The organism is Flavobacterium sp. FlaQc-49 (assembly GCF_044005985.1).
GTDB classification, from domain to species: domain Bacteria; phylum Bacteroidota; class Bacteroidia; order Flavobacteriales; family Flavobacteriaceae; genus Flavobacterium; species Flavobacterium cupriresistens.
Map to the genome: position 1 here is coordinate 340,482 of NZ_JBIPCS010000003.1, position 18,093 is coordinate 358,574.

Sequence of the window (18,093 nt, forward strand, 5' to 3'; positions counted from 1 at the left end):
TTTTTAAGAGTTTACAATTATTAGTTTTGAAGTTGCTTTTGCGCGTTCTGTTATTTCTTCGATTGGAGTGACTAAAGTATCATGACTTAAAACAATACCCATTCTGCGGTACGGTCTTGAGGTTGGTTTTCCAAAAAGTCTGAAATCGGTTTTGGGTAAAGCAGCTACTTTTTCGATTCCGGTAAAAGTTGGATTTGCTGAATCTTCAGAAGCCAAAATTACAGCGCTTGCTCCGGCTTTTTCTAAAGTAATTTCAAAAATTGGGAGGCTTAAAATGGCTCGTAAATGCAATTCGAATTCATTAAAATTTTGAGTTCCGGCCAAAGTTACCATTCCGGTGTCGTGCGGACGTGGGGAAAGTTCGGAGAAATAAACGCCGTCATTGGTCAGAAAAAATTCAACACCAAAAAGTCCGGCACCACCAAGGGCTTCGGTTATCTTTTCGGCCATATCCTGTGCTTCGTACAAGTCTTTATCGGAGACTTTTGCTGGCTGCCAGCTTTCCTGATAATCGCCACGTTCTTGTCGGTGGCCAATCGGAGCACAAAAAAGTGTTGGATTGTTATTTTGAGTAATTGTCAAAAGTGTAATTTCAGAATTGAAATCTACAAAAGCTTCCACGATCACTTCGATAACATCACCTCGGGAACCTGCAACGGCATATTCCCAAGCTTTAAGAATATCTTCCTGATTTTTAATGGTCGATTGTCCTTTTCCTGAAGACGACATCAAAGGTTTTACTACGCATGGAATTCCAACTTCCTGAACGGCTTTTTGTAATTCTTCTGCCGAAGTTGCGTATTGGTATTTGGCTGTTTTTAAGCCTAATTCTTTTGCGGCTAAATCGCGAATAGCTTTTCGATTCATGGTAAAATTCGCTGCTTTTGCTGAAGGAACAACGGTGATGCCTTGTTTTTCGTAATCGTAAAAACGTTCGGTACGAATGGCTTCTATCTCAGGGACAATAAAGTCAGGTTGGTGTTTGGCTACTATGCGGTCAAGTGCTTCGCCATCGAGCATATTGATTACTTCAAAACCATGAGCAACTTGCATTGCAGGAGCGTTTTCGTAACTGTCAACAGCAATTATGGTCTGACCGATTCTTTGTGCGGCAATGGTGAATTCTTTTCCTAATTCGCCTGAACCTAGAAGTAGTATTTTCATGGGGGAATTTTTTATGATTTTTGGAATCTTATAAGGGTAGTAAATGTAAAAAAAAGCATTCTATAATATTGGTCATTGGAGATGTTTTGTTTGTTTTTTTTAACCGCTAGGTACGCGAAGGTTTACGCAAGGTTCGCAAAGATTGAAAAAAGCTTTGTACTCCTTGAGGTTGAACCTAAAATAAAAAAGCCCGTAAAGATTTAAAACAAGTCCTAGCGTATCTTGCCTTTACTTTGGATTTGATAAAAAAAGTTAACTTAATAGAAGAGTTTTATCTTTATTAAAAGCTATAAAATGATCGTAAGGAGAGTAAGGGGGGCGTGATTTTAGTTCGTGGAGTAGCAAATTTTTTCTTTTGCACGCAGATTTAGCAGATTAGGCTGATCTTTGCCTCTTGCAAAAAAAATCTGCGCAATCTGCTAAATCTGCGTGTAAAAAAATAGATATAGAATTAAAAAAGAAGTCGCAATGCTATAATTAAACTTTGCGTCCTTTTCGGTTAAACCCTTATTGCGACAAAAAAAAGGTTCGCAAAGATTTAAAATAAACCCTTGCGAACCTTGCGTAAACCTTTGCGTACCTAGCGGTTAAATAACGCTCTTAATGAAAATGATCTTCTTCAATTTCAAATTCAGCGTCTTTTTCCCAAATTTCCATTTCACAAGGTTTACAATTGAACTTTAGTTTGTATTCCAGTTCGCCTTGCTTTAATACCAATGGTTCTTTTACTTTGACACCTACAATGTCTTTTTGGTGTATCGGACATTTTTTTAATTCGTATTTGATACAATATTTGGTGGTCATTACACGGGATTTTCCTGGATCCCATTGTAATTCGAATGCTTTTTCAATTTCAGTTACACCATGGCGTTCGTAAAATTTACGCGCTATTTTATTTGAAACATTGTACATAAAGTCCAATTTAGTTTCAGGATAAGGGTGTGACGTTTTTACCAACTGATGTTCTTCGCGTTTGTAATTGGCCAAACGAATTTCGGATAATTGCTCGTAAACGGTTCTTCTCATTTCGTTGATTTTTGAAATAGGAAGGAACCAATTTTGAGAAAATAGTACATTAATTTCATCTGCAGTGTAAGGAGTAAAACCTGTTTTTGCCAGATTGATTTTAAAGTTTTCTGCGATTGATTCGTTGTTTTTAGTTTGCTCTTTCGGGTGAACTAAAGTCACAATACTTACATTTCCATCTTCGTCAGTGGCAATTAATTCAAAGCCATTTTCGTTTTCGGTCAATAATAAAGTGGTGCTGATTTTACGTACGGCACTGTCTTCTCTTTCTACAATTTTAATGAAAGCGGCATCATTATTTCTATAAATAAAAGTACCGTCTTTAATTTCTTTTAAAACGTTAGGATAGGCCAAGCCATTTTCAACTTTGTTGACATAGATTCCCTCTGCTTCATTGCTTTCATTGATAAAACAGAGTCCATCACCATTATTCAATAATTCACCATTCTCAATTTGGTAAGCGTTTCCTATTGTTTTAACCAATTTACCAATGTATTGTCCTTTTGATTTTGGACTTTCCCATGAGCCAATTGAACTGTGTCTTTCGTTTACAAAATAGTCGGTGTAACCACGATTAAAACTTTTATCCAAAGCAGAATCAAAACTGTAAGTACATTTTCCCGAAGAAGCTTTGGTATATTTATCACTTCCTTCTAAGTAAGCATCTAATTTTTGGCGTAAATACGAAACGTTATTTTTTACGTAAACAATATCTTTAAGACGGCCTTCGATTTTAAAAGAAACAATTCCTGCTTCAACCAGATTTGGAATTTCATTTGAAACATCAAAATCTTTTATAGAAAGTAAGTGGCTGTTTTTGATTAAAGTTTCTCCGTTTCCGTCGATTAAGTTGTATGGTAAGCGACAGTTTTGAGCACAAGAACCACGGTTGGCACTACGTTCTCCGTTGGCCACACTCATATAACAATTTCCGCTGAAGGAAACACATAAGGCGCCGGTAACGAAAAATTCTAATTCAACATCTGCTTTATCGTAGATTTCTTTAATTTGGTGCAGGTTCAATTCACGTGCTAAAACGACACGTTTTATTCCGGCATCTTTTAAGAATTTTATTTTATCGGCATCACGATTATTGGCTTGTGTACTGGCGTGAAGTACGATAGGAGGTAAGTCCATTTCCATAATCGCCATATCTTGAATGATCAAGGCATCAACTCCAATATTGTATAATTCCCAAATCATTAAACGACACGTTTCTAGTTCGTTATCATATAAAATGGTATTGATAACGACAAAAACCTGAGCGTTAAATAAGTGTGCATACTTTACTAATGCTGCAACATCTTCAATAGAGTTTGTGGCATTAGAGCGTGCTCCATATAATGGTGCGCCAATATAAACTGCATCGGCGCCACTATTGATGGCAGCAATTCCTCCAATTAAATCTTTAGCAGGGGCTAATATTTCAATCTTCTTCTTCATTTTTAGTACTTTAGGCTTTTGTGGTTTTCCCGGAAAAAAGTGTGCAAAGTTCTAATAAATAATTTGAGTTTGCTAGTGCTGCGGTGATTTTTTTTGAAATGAGTGGCTAATATGGAATGATGATGTTTAAGAAGTTACTGTGTTTCTTTGTATATGTTTTATTCTCAAAGCTATTTACATGATATTCTTATACTGATTTCTCTTTGCCAATTAAATGATTAATATGATTTTAGATAGATATTGCTTTTTGTAACCTAATGATTCCCAATGTCGTCAAAACAAATAGTAACCCTTAATTAGAGTATCAAATGAGATTAATTTTTAAAATTTGTATTGTTTCCTGTTTCATTTTTCAGCCTGTTATTTTTGCTCAGACTTTAGAAGCCAAAATAGATAAGTTATTAAATGAAAAATTCAAACCCGAAGGTCCCGGAGGCGCATTCTTAGCTGCTAAAGAGGGAAAGATTATATACAAGAAAGCTTTTGGAAAGGCTAATTTAGAATTGAATGTTGCAATGCAGCCGGACTTTGTTTTTGAAATTGGTTCCATGACCAAACAATTTACAGCGGTCTCCATTTTGATGTTAGTTGAGCAAGGAAAACTGAAATTGGATGATGAAATCACCAAGTTTATTCCGGATTATCCAACCAACGGAAATAGTATTATGATTCATCATTTGTTGACCCATACTGCAGGAATTAAGGATTTTACAAGTATGAAAGCAATTAAAGATATTGCCAAAAGCGATTTATCGCCTAAGGAACTAGTTGATTTTTTTAAGAATGAACCAGTAGACTTTAAACCGGGTGAACAGTATAAGTATTGTAATTCGGGTTATGTTCTTTTGGGGTATATTATTGAGATGGTGTCAGGTAAAACTTTTGGGGAGTTTATTGATCAGAATATTTTTAAGAAAATAGACATGAACAATACTTATTATGCAAGTCATGAGAAGGTAATAAAAAACAGGGCTTCCGGTTATCGTGATAGAGAGGGTTATGTAAATGCACCTTATATCAGTTTTTCTATACCTTATGCTTCGGGATCGATAATGTCAAATGTTGAGGATCTGTTGAAATGGCAAAATGCAATTGCAGCCCATACGTTGCTTAGTCCGGCTACTACTGCGAAAGTATTCACGAATTATCAACTAAATAACGGTACCAAAACGGACTACGGATATGGATGGCATATTGATGCGGTAAAAGGGAAGCTTGTATATGAACATGGAGGCAGTATTTTTGGTTTTAAATCGATGGGCGTTTATGAGCCGGCTAGTAAAATTTATGTAATTGGTTTGAGTAATTGTGATTGCAATTCTCCAACTGCACTTACAAGAGAGATAGTGGCTTTGTTGTTGGATTAGCCTCTCGCTTTAGGTCAATGTCATTAAGTTAAGCGATTTTTTCACGCAGATTCCGCGGATTTTTTTTATTTCATTCCGCTAAAATCTGCGTGAGACTTTTTTGCTTTTAATTTTAGTATATTTTTTATTAATCTATTGGAAAAGAAAAACCTGCGGCAAAGACTCCGGTAGATTGTTTGGCTGCCGGATGTACGTAAAAAGAAACAGCAATCTCTATATTGTTTTTAGGGCCTACTGCTAATCCAAGGTTAATAGGGATGTGCATTAGGACATCGCTTTTATTGAAATTGTGTGAAGGTGTAAAAGTTTCAAATGAACCAATAGAAGCACCAATACCGGTTTCAATAAAAGGAGCTACCCAGGGAATAGGTGCACATAGACGAATTTTTCCTCCCACTAAAAAAGCTCTGGTGTTTACTTTGTATTGAGGCTGATTTTGTAGTTCCGGATTTTTATCAGGAGAAGTTAAAATAATTCCTGCATAAGGTCTTACGCTAAACCATGAAGTTATTCCAAAAACATATTCTCCTTCTGTATAAAAACCAGAACCCATGACGTCTACTTCATCTTGCTGGCCATAATTTTCTATGTACAGAGAACTGCTGGATGCAAAACCTATGGATGCTTTAATAAAATTACCTGTTTTTTGAGCTTTGGTTTGGTTGAAAGAAAGGAGTAGTAAGGTGCTAATGTAAAAAAGAGCACGAAAATTTTTGGTCATTTGTTTGATTTTATAGTTGTAATATATTGGCGAAAATAAGATTTATCATCCTAAAAAATAACATGTTTTCTTTTTTTGTTTGAGATGAATAAAAAAAGCCTCAGAAAAATTCCTGAGGCTTCAATTTATATAATTTGAATTTTGATGAGGTTAGTTCTTTATTGTTGTCTGCTGATGTCATTAAATTCCCAAAGTACATTGATGATCTTCCATACCCCGTTGATTTTAACGAGATGCATATAATCAATCCATTCATCGGCAATTAATTTTACAGAAGCAGTTCGTCCTGAAACATCAAGCAGTCTGACCTCCTTTTTGGGTGTAGCAGGAAACTTATCCCCGTTTTTGTTGTAGCTTTCTGCAAGCAGGACCATAGATTCTGTCGTGGTTTCACGAACGTAATCTTTGCCGGTCGCTTTATCTTTCCAAAAGGTTCGTTTGACCATTCTCGGGTGTAGTGCCTGTTCCATTTGTTTGGGATTTGGTACCTGTTGCGATTCGATGTAATCAAGAGCAGCTCTTTTTATTGCCAGGCTGTCTTGTTTGGTCTGTCCGGAAATATAATGGCTTATCAAAAATAAAACAGAACAAATAAGGGTGTGTTTCATAGTTAGTTGAGTTGGTTAAGTGGTTTGTATTTAGTTTAATAAAGTTTAAGTTGCTATTGTTGCCATTGTCACGGAGCAATAAAATAATCGGGCAGGAATTAATGAATGTTTCAACGCCGTGTTTCAAATATAGTGATATACTCTTATTGAAATTTCAAATGAAATGTTAACAAAAAAAAAGCCTCAGGAAAATTTCCTGAGGCTTCATTGTATAGAATTAGAATCGTGATTAAGCAGCTAAAGCTTCTTTGATTCTGCGTAAGGCTTCTTTTAAAATATCGTTGCTTGTTGCATAAGAAAAACGAATACAATTTGGATTTCCGAATGCATCACCTGTTACAGTTGCTACGTTTGCTTCTGATAAAAGATACATTGATAAATCGTTTGCATCTTTAATTTCAGTTCCTCTTAAAGTTTTTCCGAAGAAAGAAGAAACATCAGGGAAAACGTAAAATGCACCTTCCGGAACGTTGATTTTTACACCTGGAATTTCTTTTAATAATCCAACCACTAAATCTCTACGACCGTGGAAAGCCTGAACCATTTCGTTTAATACACTAGGATCAGCATCTACTGCAGTAATTGTAGCACGTTGCGCAATACTGTTTGCTCCACTGGTTACTTGTCCTTGGATTTTGGTACATGCTTTTGCGATGAATTCCGGAGCTCCGATGTAACCGATTCTCCATCCTGTCATTGCGAATGCTTTTGCAACTCCATTTACCGTAATTGTTCTTTCTAACATTCCCGGGATTGAACCGATACTGCAGAAAGTTCCTGAGAAATTGATGTGCTCATAAATCTCATCAGCAACAACATATATATTAGGGTGTTTTTCTAAAACTTTTGCCAAAGCAGTTAACTCTTCTCTGCTGTAAACAGATCCACTTGGGTTACAAGGAGAACTGAACCACATCATTTTTGTTTTTGGCGTGATGGCAGCTTCTAATTGCTCAGGTGTAATTTTGAAATCAGTATCTACAGACGTTGGAACTTCAACAGGAACTCCACCAGAAAGCTTTACAATCTCGAAATAACTCACCCAGTAAGGAGCAGGTAAAATAACCTCGTCACCTTCGTTTAACATTACTTGAGCAATGTTGTATAAAGATTGTTTTGCTCCTGTAGAAACTACAATTTGAGAAGGTTTGTATTCTAAACCATTGTCTCTTTTGAATTTTCTGCAAACAGCTTCTTTTAATTCCTGGTATCCGTCAACCGGAGAATAAGTACTGTAGTTTTCGTCTATTGCTTTTTTAGCGGCTTCTTTAATAAAATCAGGAGTATTAAAGTCAGGTTCTCCTAAACTTAAACTGATGATATCTTTTCCTTGTGCTTTTAATTCGCGGGCTAAAGCAGCCATTGCTAATGTTTGTGAAGTAGCTAAGTTGTTGATTCTGTCCGAAAGAATATGATTCATTATAAAAATTTTGAGTATCCTTAATTTTCTAAGCTGGTTAAGGAAGGTTAATTATTAATAGATTTTTTTAGTTTTATACCGATAATTCAGGTTTCATTCCAAGATCACGCAAATGTTTGAAGTGAGCAATAACTGCACTTGTCATTGTTTTGTACTCGTAATAAGGTAAGTTGCATTCTTTGGCAGTCTCTTTTACGATTTTTGCAATTTTACCATAGTGAATGTGACTGATATTTGGAAAAATATGGTGTTCGATTTGGTGATTTAATCCACCGGTATACCAGTTTACGATGGCATTTTTAGGGGCAAAATTAGTTGTCGTAAACAATTGGTGAATGGCCCAGGTATTGTCCATTTCTCCTAACTCGTTTGGAGAAGGGTTTGTAGTTTCTTCTACAACATGCGCTAATTGAAAAACAACACTCAAAATTAATCCGGCCGTATAATGCATTACGAAGAAACCAATTAAAACTTTCCACCAGGTAATTCCAATTACGATCGGTAAAACGATCCAAATGGAAACATAAATAACTTTAGTAATAATTAAAGTAGTCCAAAGTATTTTAGGGTTTTTAAGTTCGCCGTAAGATAATTTTCTTTTAAGGTAACGTTTCATTTGTTTGAAATCGGTTGTGATTGCCCAATTGAAAGTCAATAAACCGTATAAGAAAACAGAATAATAATGTTGAAAACGATGAAAACTATGCCATTTCGCATCTTTGGTAAAACGGATAATTCTTCCTGCATCTAAATCTTCATCATGTCCCGGAATGTTCGTATATGTATGGTGTAAAACATTATGTTGTACCTGCCAGTTGTAAACGTTTCCTGCCAAAACATAAATAGTTCCACCCATAAATTTATTAATCCAGGTTTTATTGGAGTACGAACCGTGATTTCCGTCGTGCATCACATTCATTCCAATACCTGCCATTCCAATACCGATCACGATAGATAGAAGTAACATAACCCAAAACGGCATATTTAGCGTAAGGATTAAAAAATACGGCGTCAGGAATACAGCAAAGAGAATAACCGCTTTTAAGTGCAGCTTCCAGTTTCCGGTTTTTTGGATATTGTTGTCCTTGAAGTAATTGTTAACCCGAGAGTTAAGGGTTCTGAAAAACTTCAGATTGTCTTGCCTTGCAAAAGTAGGTGCAGTGTTATTCATAATTAATTTAAATAGGCTCCAAAGGTAATTATTATAAATTTTCAATTTACAAAATTGAGTTAAATATTTCAATCGTAAAGTATTACTTTTGTTAAAAAATTAGAGCAATGGATGAGATTCTGAAATATTTTCCTGATTTGACCGACATTCAAATCGAACAATTTCAAAAATTAGATTTTTTATACCACGATTGGAATGAAAAAATCAATGTTATTTCGCGCAAAGATATTGATGCCTTATATACAAAACACGTTTTGCATTCGCTTGGAATAGCAAAAATCATGAAGTTTGAACCCGGAACAACCGTTCTGGATGTTGGAACCGGAGGTGGATTCCCCGGAATTCCTCTGGCGATTCTTTTTCCCGAAACCCGTTTTTATTTAATTGACGTTATCGCAAAAAAAATAAAAGTAGTTCAGGGAGTTGTAGATGCCTTAGAATTAAAAAATGTAAAAGCAGAACAATTACGTGCTGAAAATGCAAAAGGGGATTTCGATTTTATTGTGAGTCGTGCCGTAACCAATATGCCGGATTTTGTTTCGTGGATCAAAAATAAAATTAAAAAACAACACAAACATGCCTTGAAAAATGGAATCCTTTACCTAAAAGGAGGAGATTTGACCGAAGAATTGAAAGATTTTCCGGGGGCTACTTTATATGATTTGTCTACAATTTTTGAAGATGAATTTTTCGAAACTAAAAAAGTAGTGCATTTACCGCTGAAGTTTAAGGCTTAGGGCTTTTTGTTTTAAAAGTTTCAAGTTTCAAGTTTCAGGTTTCAGGTTTGAAAGTTTCAAGAGTCCGGGTTTCGATCCGGATTTTTTATTTTAGAATGTTTACGTCCAGATGATGTAGCCAGCTTTCTTTGTAGCTGTTTCCAATTGGGATTTCTGTGCCGTTTAGTTCTACTTCATTTTTAGAATAGGCGGTTAGTTTTTGTGTTTGAATAATATAAGAACGATGAATCCGTACAAAATTTGGACCCAGCAGTTTTTCAAAAACCGAAATATTCTGTTTAATGTGATGTGATTTTCCGTTTTCAAGATGAATGGTAATGTAATCTTTAAGGCTTTCGACATACAAAATTTCATCCAATACAATCTTGATGTTTTTACTTCCGCTTGCTACAAAAAGGTGGTTATCTGTTGTTGGTTTTGTTTCCTTTTTTGGAAGTTGTAGCTGTTTGAATTTTTCTATCGAAACAAAGAAGCGATCAAAAGTAATTGGCTTTAACAAATAATCAATCACATTAAGTTCATAACCTTCTATGGCGTATTCTCTGTAAGCTGTAGTAAAAATTACTTTCGGAGGATTTTTTAATTTCTTCAAAAAATCATTTCCTTTCAGTAAAGGCATTTCAATATCCAGAAAAATTAAATCGATGGTATTGGTTTCTAAAAAAGAATACGCTTTCAGTGCATTTTCGAAAGAAGCTATTAATTCAAAACTTTCGAAATTGACCAAATGAGAAGTTATTAATTCTCTGGCTAATGGTTCGTCGTCAACGATGATACATTTATATTTCATTCAATTAAAGAATAAATGGTTTTAAAATCTAAAGATAAAGACAAAGTTTTACTTTAAAATTAGTTTTCGTTTCTTCGATTTCCAGTTGGTGTTTTTTAGGGTATAACAAGTCCAATTGCTTTCGGACATTCACTAAGCCAATTTGAGATTTGTTTGAAACGGATGTGAACTCATTTTGAGGTTTCGTGTTTTCAATGCAAAAAATAATTTGGTTCTTTTTGCTCTCTAAACTCAGGTGAATTACTGCTTTTTCAATTTCATTGATCACACCGTGTTTAAAGGCATTTTCTATAAATGTCAATAGTATTAACGGCGAAATTTTATAGTTTTCGGGAATGTCTTTTGTAAACGAAATCTGTAACCTGTTTTCGTTGTAGCGGAGTTTTTCCAGTGCGATATAATTTTCGATTAGTGTAATTTCTTTTTCAATCGAAACAAAATCTTCGTTGCAACGGTATAAAACAAAATCCAGAATCTCAGATAATTTTGCAATGACCTCAGGCGCTTTATCGTCTTTTTTTAAAGTTAAAGTGTATAAATTATTTAACGTATTAAAAAGAAAATGAGGATTCAATTGGTTTTTTAAAACCTTCAGTTCCATTGATTTTTTCTCTTCTTCCAGTTTTAACAGGCGTTGTTGTTTTCGATTAAAACTTATAAAACCCAGAATTATAATGGGATAGGTAATAAAAGAGAATTCTCTGAAAATTAGTGTAAAAGAAGTTAATCTTTCCGGAACTGACATTTTATGTCCGAGCCAATCATCAAAGAAACCCGGGAATTTAGGCTCTAAATAATAATATTTTAAAATCATCAAAAGAGCAAAAATAAGATAGAGCCAGCCTACTGCGCAAAACAGAAAAACGAAGTACTTCTTTTTGTTAAGTGTTTGAGGAATAATCCAATAAATTAAGCCATAGGCAACAATTACCTGTGCTAAAATTTTCCAACTGTAAACGAAAGTAAAATCGTAATAAGTAGTGTCGTTGGACTTTGAATTAATGTATAAAAGCAAAAAAGAAATCCAATAAACACAATGAAGGAGAATTCTTTTTATATCGAGGTTCTTCAAAAAAAGCATAGGTGGTTTTAATTGCGGCAAGATACTAAAATATAGAGGAGGGCTTGATTTCTTAAGACAAATAATAGCCTTTAGGTGCTGAAAATTAACTTTCAGCATACGAATGATGCATTCCTTGAAAATTTATTATTTGAATGCAGAAAGTGTCTTTTCATCAGTGCCAAAAACAGCGGAATTGTTTTGCAATTATATTCGCTTAAAATAAGAAAAGATGATCAAATTTATTCTGCTGTTAGTTTTATTTCTGGGAAGTAAACTAAAATAAAAACGGAATTTAGAAAGCCGAAAATAATTAAATTTTAAATAGAATGAAAAAAATAATTACAACGACAATTGGTGTTTTGATTTTAGCGGGAACTCCAAATTTATTTGCACAAAAGGACAGAAAAGAGATTTTGTATCGTGAAGATGCAAGATTTAAAGGATCCGATTTGTCTACAGAGAGGGCCAAACAGAGAATACTGTATAGTGAAACTTCCAAAGTAATAAAGCCAACCTTATTTGCAGACTTAGGAGAAACCTGTACCACTCCGGACGGGATGGCTTTGGATAAAAATGGAAATTTATACTTGTCTGTTACCAACCCAACTTCATTTGAAAAGTTCGGAAGTAAAATTCTGATTTTTGATGAAAATGACAAACCGATGACCTGGTTTGATCAATTACCAGTACATCCAGTAACAAAAAGAGTCCATCCTATGGGAATGGAGTTTGGTCCGGACGGGAATTTATATGTAGTAGACAACCAGTGTTTTGCAAGACAAGCGGATGCTTCAAGATTAATTAGAGTCACAGTGAAAAATGGAAAACCGGTTAATGCCGAAGTTTTGGTGGAAGGATTCAATTTTTCCGATGGACTTCGGTGGTCTAAAAACCGCATTTACATTACCGATGCTTTATTTAATAAAGGGGAAGAAAGCGGTATTTATAGTTTTTCGCTTGACGAATTAAACAAAAATAAAATTGTACTGGATGCTTCAAATAAGGAGAAGTATCTCATCAGTACTTTTACTTTAAAACCCGGAACAGCAAAACACTCACTCGGAATTGACGGAATTGCATTTGATAAAAATGGGAATTTGTATGGAGGCAGTTTTGGAGACGGTGTGATTACTAAAATTGAGTTTTTTAATGATGGAAAAGTAAAATCTAAAAAAGTTGTTTTTGATTCGGATCAGTTAAAATGCAGTGATGGCTTTTTTTATGATGAGAACAGAAACTCTATTTTCATTGCCAATTATGATAACAATAGTGTGCATCAATTAAACTTAAATACCAATACTATTTCTTTGATTTGGGAGAATGAAAATGCAGATGGTTCAGACGGGCAATTGGATAATCCTTGTGAAACCATTATTTACAAAGGCAAATTGCTGGTTGTGAATTATGATACTTTTGAAGGAGTAAAAAATATCGGAACAGATCCTTTTCATACCATTTCAAGTTTTGATTTGGAGGGTTTAAAATAAAATTCCAAATAAGACCACAAGTATTTCCTCTAAAATACTTGTGGTCTCTATATAAGGATTGCGTACAATCTCAAAAGTTAGATTTTTCTATATTCCCATTAATCAGGCGGTCGCAAGTTCCTTTTTAGCGAGACAGAACTTGTTTTTGATCAAATCAATATTTGAAATAAATTCACGTAAGGCAAGTCTTGAAGCGGCATCACTATATTTAAAATTAGGATTGAAGAAAAATTCACGGCAAATTACAGGCTCTGTTGTAAAATCATAAGGAGTCATTTCTGAGCGCTCTGTTTGGTGGTTTCCAATTGGAAATAAAGAGGTAAGTTCAAATAACGAATTCATAAACCAGCTGTCAAATACTTTCTGTTTAGGTGTAATGTGGCGTACCAACAATACTAAACCGACTAATTCACTTTGTAATAAATCAGATCCTTTTCGGTACTTCATATCGATCATTTTTACATGTACAAGCGCAACCCATATTGGACCTTTTACATGACTGTATGCCAGATATTTTAGATTGGGATCAAAAATTAGCGGTTTAGTGTTTTCGTGATTTTCTATAGAGCACCAAAGAGATTCAATACGTTGCATTAGATCATCAAACAGTATCGTATGTTTTTTAAAACGCCAATAGACCCATTCGAGCAAGGCAGCAGCAAGGGCTAATGAAGCTTTTTGATTCAGTCTGTTGAGTGTGATTTCCAATTCTTCATTTGTTTGAAGGGGATCGAATAGTTTCTCTATTACCCGATCATTCCATTTGTAATCCAGGGTACTGGTAATACATTTTGATTCAATAATTATTGGTGGAATATTTTTTATGTTTTTCATTTTCAATAGATTATAATTTACATCTTTTTCTAAGTTTTGGATTAACATTAAATAGTTTTATAAATGCGTTCTTAACTAATGACAAAATTATTATATCCTGAATTTGAAAGGGCTTTGATAAGTTTTAAAAGTAATAGAATAAGGTTTTTGTAGTTTGTATGTTGTTAACTATCAACAGGGTAGTAAAGATGTTTCGTTTTTGTTTCGGAAAAGAAAACGAATGAATTTTGCTAGTGGTGTAAGATCTTGTAATTCATTATTTTAAATGGATTGGGACTTTAAATGAACAGTGTGCTCTTTAGGATTTATAAAAATTATTCGGGTCAATGTAGTATTCGTTTTAGTGGTAGTGTCGAAATTGTCGTCTGTTTTTTGTCTCTGAATCGTATAATTAACAAAAGAATGTCGTTTGTCGACTATTATTTTTCGTTCGTGTACTTTTATTTGCGCCATCTGTAATAGAGAGATATCTTTACTACAGCAACAATCACTTTTATATTGAAAACAGTTACAAGAATATCGGCCTATTGGAAAATTCAGCTCATTGCCTGGAGTACTGCTTCTTTGTATTGGGGATTTTCAGCTTTTTTTACCGGTAATTTTATTTGGAAAATAGGTTTTGCAGATTTGATACTGGATGTATCGATTGGTATTTCAATAACGCATCTTTACAGAAATTTTGCTTTAAAAAAAGGATGGAATAAATTAACGCTGAAAAGATTAGTTCCCAAAATGGTACTTAGTGTTTTGATTCTTTCCTTCTTGTATTTGTTTTTGATTGTTGGCAAACTTTATTTAGTGCGTTTGTTTCTTTTAAAAAATATGGAGGTTTCCTTTATAACATTTTTTAAAACGACACAGCTGCAGGTTTTTATAACCGGAACAAGGTTAATGTCTATCTGGGTATTGGCTTATCATTTGTATCATTATTCGAGGCTTGAAATAGAAAGGGTAAAGGAAAATGCCCGATTGTCGATCATAATAAAAGAAGCACAGTTAAACAATCTTAGTGCGCAGCTTAACCCGCATTTCTTTTTTAATTCCTTGAATACGATAAAATTCCTCGTATTAGAAAACCCGCATTCGGCCAGGAGAGCGATTGATCTTTTGTCTGAGTTGCTAAGGAATTCCTTAAAGACTAATAGTGGAGAATTAGTGGCTTTAAATGAGGAAATGAACCTTGTTAAAGATTATCTGGAGCTGGAAAAAATTCGATTTGAGGAACGTTTGGAAATAACAATTGATGTAAATGCAGCAGTATTAGATTATTTGATTTTGCCTTTGAGTATCCAGTCGCTGGTTGAGAATGCAATAAAACACGGAATTGAAAAAAGAAAAAGCGGCGGGTTCCTTATTGTTAAAGTGGAAGAAGAGAATAATTTCATAAAAATTAGTGTTCAAAATTCGGGAAAATTACACAATGAGAGAAAAAATCCGGGGATAGGGTTGCATAATCTGAAAGAGAGACTACTCTTGTATTATAACGGAAATGCCTCTTTTGAAATTAAAGAGATCGGAAACGAAACCGTTTTGGCAACTCTTTTAATACCGTCGAAATGAAAAAGATAAAAGTTATCATAGTCGATGATGAACGTTCATCCAGAGAAGAGCTGAAAAGAGCATTGAAGATTTACGAAGACTTTATTCTTATAGGCGAGGCTGAAAATGCCGATGATGCTAAGGATTTAATCGAAACAGAAATGCCGGATTTGATTTTTTTAGACATTCAGATGCCCGAAAAATCCGGTTTCGATTTATTAGAATCTTTAGATAATGCGCCGGCCGTATTGTTTACTACCGCCTATAATGAGTATGCCGTGCAAGCTTTTGAAGTAAATGCCTTAGATTATCTGTTGAAGCCCATACGCGAGGAACGTTTTGCAAAAGCAATAGAAAAAATAAGGAATGCCATAAAACAGAAAGACCTGTCTAATGCTGTAACGAGCGACCAGAAGATTTTCATTAAGGACGGAGAGAAACGATTCTTTATTCAATTGGATGAAATTTATTTAATTGAATCACTGGAAAATTATACCAGACTTTATTTTCAAGGCAAAAAAGCACTGCAAAGACGATCGCTCCGCCAATGGGAAGCGCTATTGGATGAAACGATCTTTTTTAGAATAAACAGAACCGAAATTGTAAATATTAAGCACATCCTCGAAGTAAACCAAACCAGCAGTGGCAGGTTAGAAGTAAAGCTAAAAACCGGAGAATTGTTAGAAGTATCAAACCGTCAATCGGTCAAATTTAAAAACAACAACGGGATTTGGTAAAAGAAATAGCTTTGTTTTTTTGTCCTGTACAGCAAAAGTAACAAACAGTTAAAAAACACCAGTATTAGACGCAGAACAGTTATGAAAAACGAATCCTTAGATATCGTTATGGGCTTCTTTTGCCCTATATCAAATTTCAAAAACGCACACTAAAAAACAAGCAATGAAATCAATTTTAAATTTTGCATTTTTTATTTTCATACTATCAAATGCATTCGCACAACAGACAAGTGCAACAAGATCACAAGATTTGAAAAGTACCTATTATATTCAGGACAGTGTGATGGTCAAAACACGAGATGGTACATGGATATCGGCAATGGTAGTTCGTAAAAAAGGAATCAGTACACCAAAGCCGGTAGTACTTCAATTTACGATTTATGTCAGGGATAAAGGAAGGGATATAAAATCTTTAAAAGAAGCAGCAGATAATGGATATGTCGGAGTCATTGCCTATACAAGAGGGAAGCGGTTTAGCCCCGATGAGGTATTTCCTTATGAGAATGACGGAAATGATGCCTACGATGTGATTGATTGGATTAGTAAACAAAAATGGTGCAATGGAAGCGTAGGAATGTATGGCGGAAGCTATAATGGGTTGACTCAATGGGCGGCTTGCAAGAAAATGCATCCGGCGCTTAAAACCATAGTTCCTTATGTCGCCAATAGAGCCGGGATGGGGCTACCGATGGAAAACAACATTTTTGTAAATCCTAATTACGAATGGTCGTTTTATGCCGGTAGTACAAAATACCTCGATACTGTTGCAGGAAATGACAGACAACGTTTTAGGAAAATGATGTTTAAATGGTGGGAAACCGGTGTTGCCTATAAAAAAATGGATAGTATTGATGGTGTTCCCAACCGACTTTTTCAGAGATGGCTGAAACATCCTTCGTTTGATAAATATTGGCAAAAAATGACGCCTTACGGAAAAGAATTCGCTCAAATAAAGATACCGATTTTAGCTTTTGACGGGTACTACAACGACTCCCAAAACTCGAGTTTGTCTTATGTAAGAGAACTTCAGAAATACAATAAAAACACTCCGGTCTATGTGATTATCGGACCATACGGTCACTTTGGTACTCAGATTGGTGGTGAAACCGATTTGTATAACTATAAGGTTGATCCAATAGCGTTAATCGATATAAAAAAAATAACCTACCAATGGTTGGACTATATTCTGAAAAACGGCCCAAAACCCGAAATACTAAAAGATAAAATCAACTATGAAGTGATGGGCACAAATGAGTGGCGCAGTGCCTCTTCGCTTGACAAAATGAGCAATGGTTTCCTTCGGTTGTATTTGACGGATAACAAATCCGGAGATTTTTATGCCTTAAATGATAAAAAACCAGTTCAGAAAAAATACCTGTATCAGGAGGTTGATTTCGCAGACCGACAAACACAGAATAATGAGTATTATCCCGATCCCATTATTAGAAAAGAAATAAATACCAGCAACGGATTTGTTTTTATAAGTGATGTACTCAAAGAGCCTATGTTGATAAATGGTTCGTTCTCGGGCGAAATAAAAGCGAGTATCAATAAAAAAGACATGGATATTGGTGTGACACTTTATGAAATAATGCCAAATGGCGAATACTTTCATTTGTCTTATTTTTTAGGACGTGCCAGTTATGCTAAAGATAACACGAAAAGAAATTTATTAAAACCAAACCGAATAGCGTCAATTCCTTTTTCGAATACACATTTGGTCAGTAAACAATTGAGCAAAGGCAGTCGTTTGGTTGTGGTGCTAAATGTAAATAAAAACCCTTTTTCAGAACTGAATTACGGAACGGGGAAGACAGTAACGGAAGAAACGATAAAAGACGCAAAAGTGCCATTGAAAGTAAAATGGTATACGGATAGTTTTGTGAAAATTCCAATTTGGAAATAAATAAGAGAGTGAAGGTTAAAAATAGACAAACCCGACAGGTTCTAAGAAGCTGTCGGGTTTAAGTAGGTAGAAATAGTTAT

Annotated in this window: 15 protein-coding genes; 6 read left to right on the plus strand and 9 right to left on the minus strand. The window is 34.8% G+C overall.

All coding sequences use genetic code 11. The features are described 5' to 3' along the window. Positions 1–3: 3 nt before the first annotated feature. Together purT and ACHRV3_RS07890 are read right to left on the minus strand one after the other, a co-directional pair. Positions 4–1,179: a formate-dependent phosphoribosylglycinamide formyltransferase gene (gene purT, locus ACHRV3_RS07885; RefSeq protein ID WP_395434067.1), complete on the minus strand. Its 1,176-nt coding sequence runs from the start codon at positions 1,177–1,179 to the stop codon at positions 4–6. 585 nt (positions 1,180–1,764) lie between these two features. After that, entirely contained in the window at positions 1,765–3,633 is a 1,869-nt protein-coding gene (locus ACHRV3_RS07890; protein WP_395433876.1) for a U32 family peptidase, read from the minus strand. Positions 3,634–3,941: 308 nt separating this feature from the next. Between ACHRV3_RS07890 and ACHRV3_RS07895 the strand changes: the two genes are divergently transcribed. After that, positions 3,942–5,000 (plus strand): serine hydrolase domain-containing protein, encoded by a 1,059-nt coding sequence (locus tag ACHRV3_RS07895; protein ID WP_395433877.1) that lies wholly within the window; start codon positions 3,942–3,944, stop codon positions 4,998–5,000. A 127-nt stretch (positions 5,001–5,127) separates the two neighbouring features. Here ACHRV3_RS07895 and ACHRV3_RS07900 read toward each other — a convergent pair whose 3' ends face one another. From ACHRV3_RS07900 to ACHRV3_RS07915, 4 genes are all read right to left on the minus strand, one after another. After that, the gene (locus tag ACHRV3_RS07900; RefSeq protein WP_230004575.1) at positions 5,128–5,721 is read right to left on the minus strand and encodes a hypothetical protein; all 594 of its coding nucleotides are present in this window, start codon (positions 5,719–5,721) and stop codon (positions 5,128–5,130) included. Between the two features lie 158 nt (positions 5,722–5,879). After that, positions 5,880–6,329, minus strand: coding sequence for a nuclear transport factor 2 family protein (locus ACHRV3_RS07905; protein WP_395433878.1), 450 nt, complete (start codon positions 6,327–6,329; stop codon positions 5,880–5,882). 229 nt (positions 6,330–6,558) lie between these two features. Continuing rightward, complete coding sequence (locus ACHRV3_RS07910) at positions 6,559–7,749, minus strand: pyridoxal phosphate-dependent aminotransferase (RefSeq protein WP_047778331.1); 1,191 nt, start codon at positions 7,747–7,749, stop codon at positions 6,559–6,561. Between the two features lie 73 nt (positions 7,750–7,822). Beyond that, a complete protein-coding gene (locus tag ACHRV3_RS07915) occupies positions 7,823–8,920 on the minus strand; it encodes an acyl-CoA desaturase (RefSeq protein WP_047778332.1) in 1,098 nt (365 codons plus the stop codon). Between the two features lie 107 nt (positions 8,921–9,027). Here ACHRV3_RS07915 and rsmG point away from each other — a divergent pair, with 107 nt between their 5' ends. After that, positions 9,028–9,657 (plus strand): 16S rRNA (guanine(527)-N(7))-methyltransferase RsmG, encoded by a 630-nt coding sequence (gene rsmG / locus ACHRV3_RS07920; RefSeq protein ID WP_047778333.1) that lies wholly within the window; start codon positions 9,028–9,030, stop codon positions 9,655–9,657. Between the two features lie 85 nt (positions 9,658–9,742). On the opposite strand, the gene ACHRV3_RS07925 is transcribed toward rsmG, so the two are convergent. Beyond that, positions 9,743–10,447: a LytR/AlgR family response regulator transcription factor gene (locus ACHRV3_RS07925; protein WP_395433879.1), complete on the minus strand. Its 705-nt coding sequence runs from the start codon at positions 10,445–10,447 to the stop codon at positions 9,743–9,745. 28 nt (positions 10,448–10,475) lie between these two features. Continuing rightward, positions 10,476–11,462, minus strand: coding sequence for a sensor histidine kinase (locus ACHRV3_RS07930; protein ID WP_395442779.1), 987 nt, complete (start codon positions 11,460–11,462; stop codon positions 10,476–10,478). A 374-nt stretch (positions 11,463–11,836) separates the two neighbouring features. On the opposite strand from ACHRV3_RS07930, the gene ACHRV3_RS07935 reads away from it, so the two are divergent. Continuing rightward, positions 11,837–12,997, plus strand: a complete 1,161-nt coding sequence (locus tag ACHRV3_RS07935) for an SMP-30/gluconolactonase/LRE family protein (RefSeq protein ID WP_395433882.1) — start codon at positions 11,837–11,839, stop codon at positions 12,995–12,997. A gap of 102 nt (positions 12,998–13,099) precedes the next feature. Here the strand turns inward: ACHRV3_RS07935 and ACHRV3_RS07940 are convergent, their stop codons facing one another. Next, positions 13,100–13,831 carry a hypothetical protein gene (locus ACHRV3_RS07940; RefSeq protein WP_395433883.1) on the minus strand — a complete coding sequence of 244 codons (732 nt, stop codon included), beginning with the start codon at positions 13,829–13,831 and terminating at the stop codon, positions 13,100–13,102. A gap of 498 nt (positions 13,832–14,329) precedes the next feature. On the opposite strand from ACHRV3_RS07940, the gene ACHRV3_RS07945 reads away from it, so the two are divergent. From ACHRV3_RS07945 to ACHRV3_RS07955, 3 genes are all read left to right on the plus strand, one after another. Next, positions 14,330–15,391, plus strand: a complete 1,062-nt coding sequence (locus tag ACHRV3_RS07945) for a sensor histidine kinase (RefSeq protein ID WP_395433884.1) — start codon at positions 14,330–14,332, stop codon at positions 15,389–15,391. Next, the gene (locus ACHRV3_RS07950; protein WP_395433885.1) at positions 15,388–16,107 is read left to right on the plus strand and encodes a LytR/AlgR family response regulator transcription factor; all 720 of its coding nucleotides are present in this window, start codon (positions 15,388–15,390) and stop codon (positions 16,105–16,107) included. Before ACHRV3_RS07945 ends, ACHRV3_RS07950 begins: the two co-directional genes overlap by 4 nt. 163 nt (positions 16,108–16,270) lie before the next feature. Continuing rightward, entirely contained in the window at positions 16,271–18,013 is a 1,743-nt protein-coding gene (locus tag ACHRV3_RS07955; RefSeq protein WP_395433886.1) for a CocE/NonD family hydrolase, read from the plus strand. Positions 18,014–18,093 lie beyond the last annotated feature (80 nt).

Excerpts from the sequence above, each read along its gene's own strand:
- ACHRV3_RS07890 (WP_395433876.1), bottom strand. The coding sequence starts at position 3,633 with ATGAAGAAGAAGATTGAAATATTAGCCCCTGCTAAAGATTTAATTGGA.
- ACHRV3_RS07895 (WP_395433877.1), top strand. The coding sequence starts at position 3,942 with ATGAGATTAATTTTTAAAATTTGTATTGTTTCCTGTTTCATTTTTCAG.
- ACHRV3_RS07900 (WP_230004575.1), bottom strand. The coding sequence starts at position 5,721 with ATGACCAAAAATTTTCGTGCTCTTTTTTACATTAGCACCTTACTACTC.
- ACHRV3_RS07905 (WP_395433878.1), bottom strand. The coding sequence starts at position 6,329 with ATGAAACACACCCTTATTTGTTCTGTTTTATTTTTGATAAGCCATTAT.
- ACHRV3_RS07910 (WP_047778331.1), bottom strand. The coding sequence starts at position 7,749 with ATGAATCATATTCTTTCGGACAGAATCAACAACTTAGCTACTTCACAA.
- ACHRV3_RS07915 (WP_047778332.1), bottom strand. The coding sequence starts at position 8,920 with ATGAATAACACTGCACCTACTTTTGCAAGGCAAGACAATCTGAAGTTT.
- rsmG (WP_047778333.1), top strand. The coding sequence starts at position 9,028 with ATGGATGAGATTCTGAAATATTTTCCTGATTTGACCGACATTCAAATC.
- ACHRV3_RS07925 (WP_395433879.1), bottom strand. The coding sequence starts at position 10,447 with ATGAAATATAAATGTATCATCGTTGACGACGAACCATTAGCCAGAGAA.
- ACHRV3_RS07935 (WP_395433882.1), top strand. The coding sequence starts at position 11,837 with ATGAAAAAAATAATTACAACGACAATTGGTGTTTTGATTTTAGCGGGA.
- ACHRV3_RS07940 (WP_395433883.1), bottom strand. The coding sequence starts at position 13,831 with ATGAAAAACATAAAAAATATTCCACCAATAATTATTGAATCAAAATGT.
- ACHRV3_RS07950 (WP_395433885.1), top strand. The coding sequence starts at position 15,388 with ATGAAAAAGATAAAAGTTATCATAGTCGATGATGAACGTTCATCCAGA.
- ACHRV3_RS07955 (WP_395433886.1), top strand. The coding sequence starts at position 16,271 with ATGAAATCAATTTTAAATTTTGCATTTTTTATTTTCATACTATCAAAT.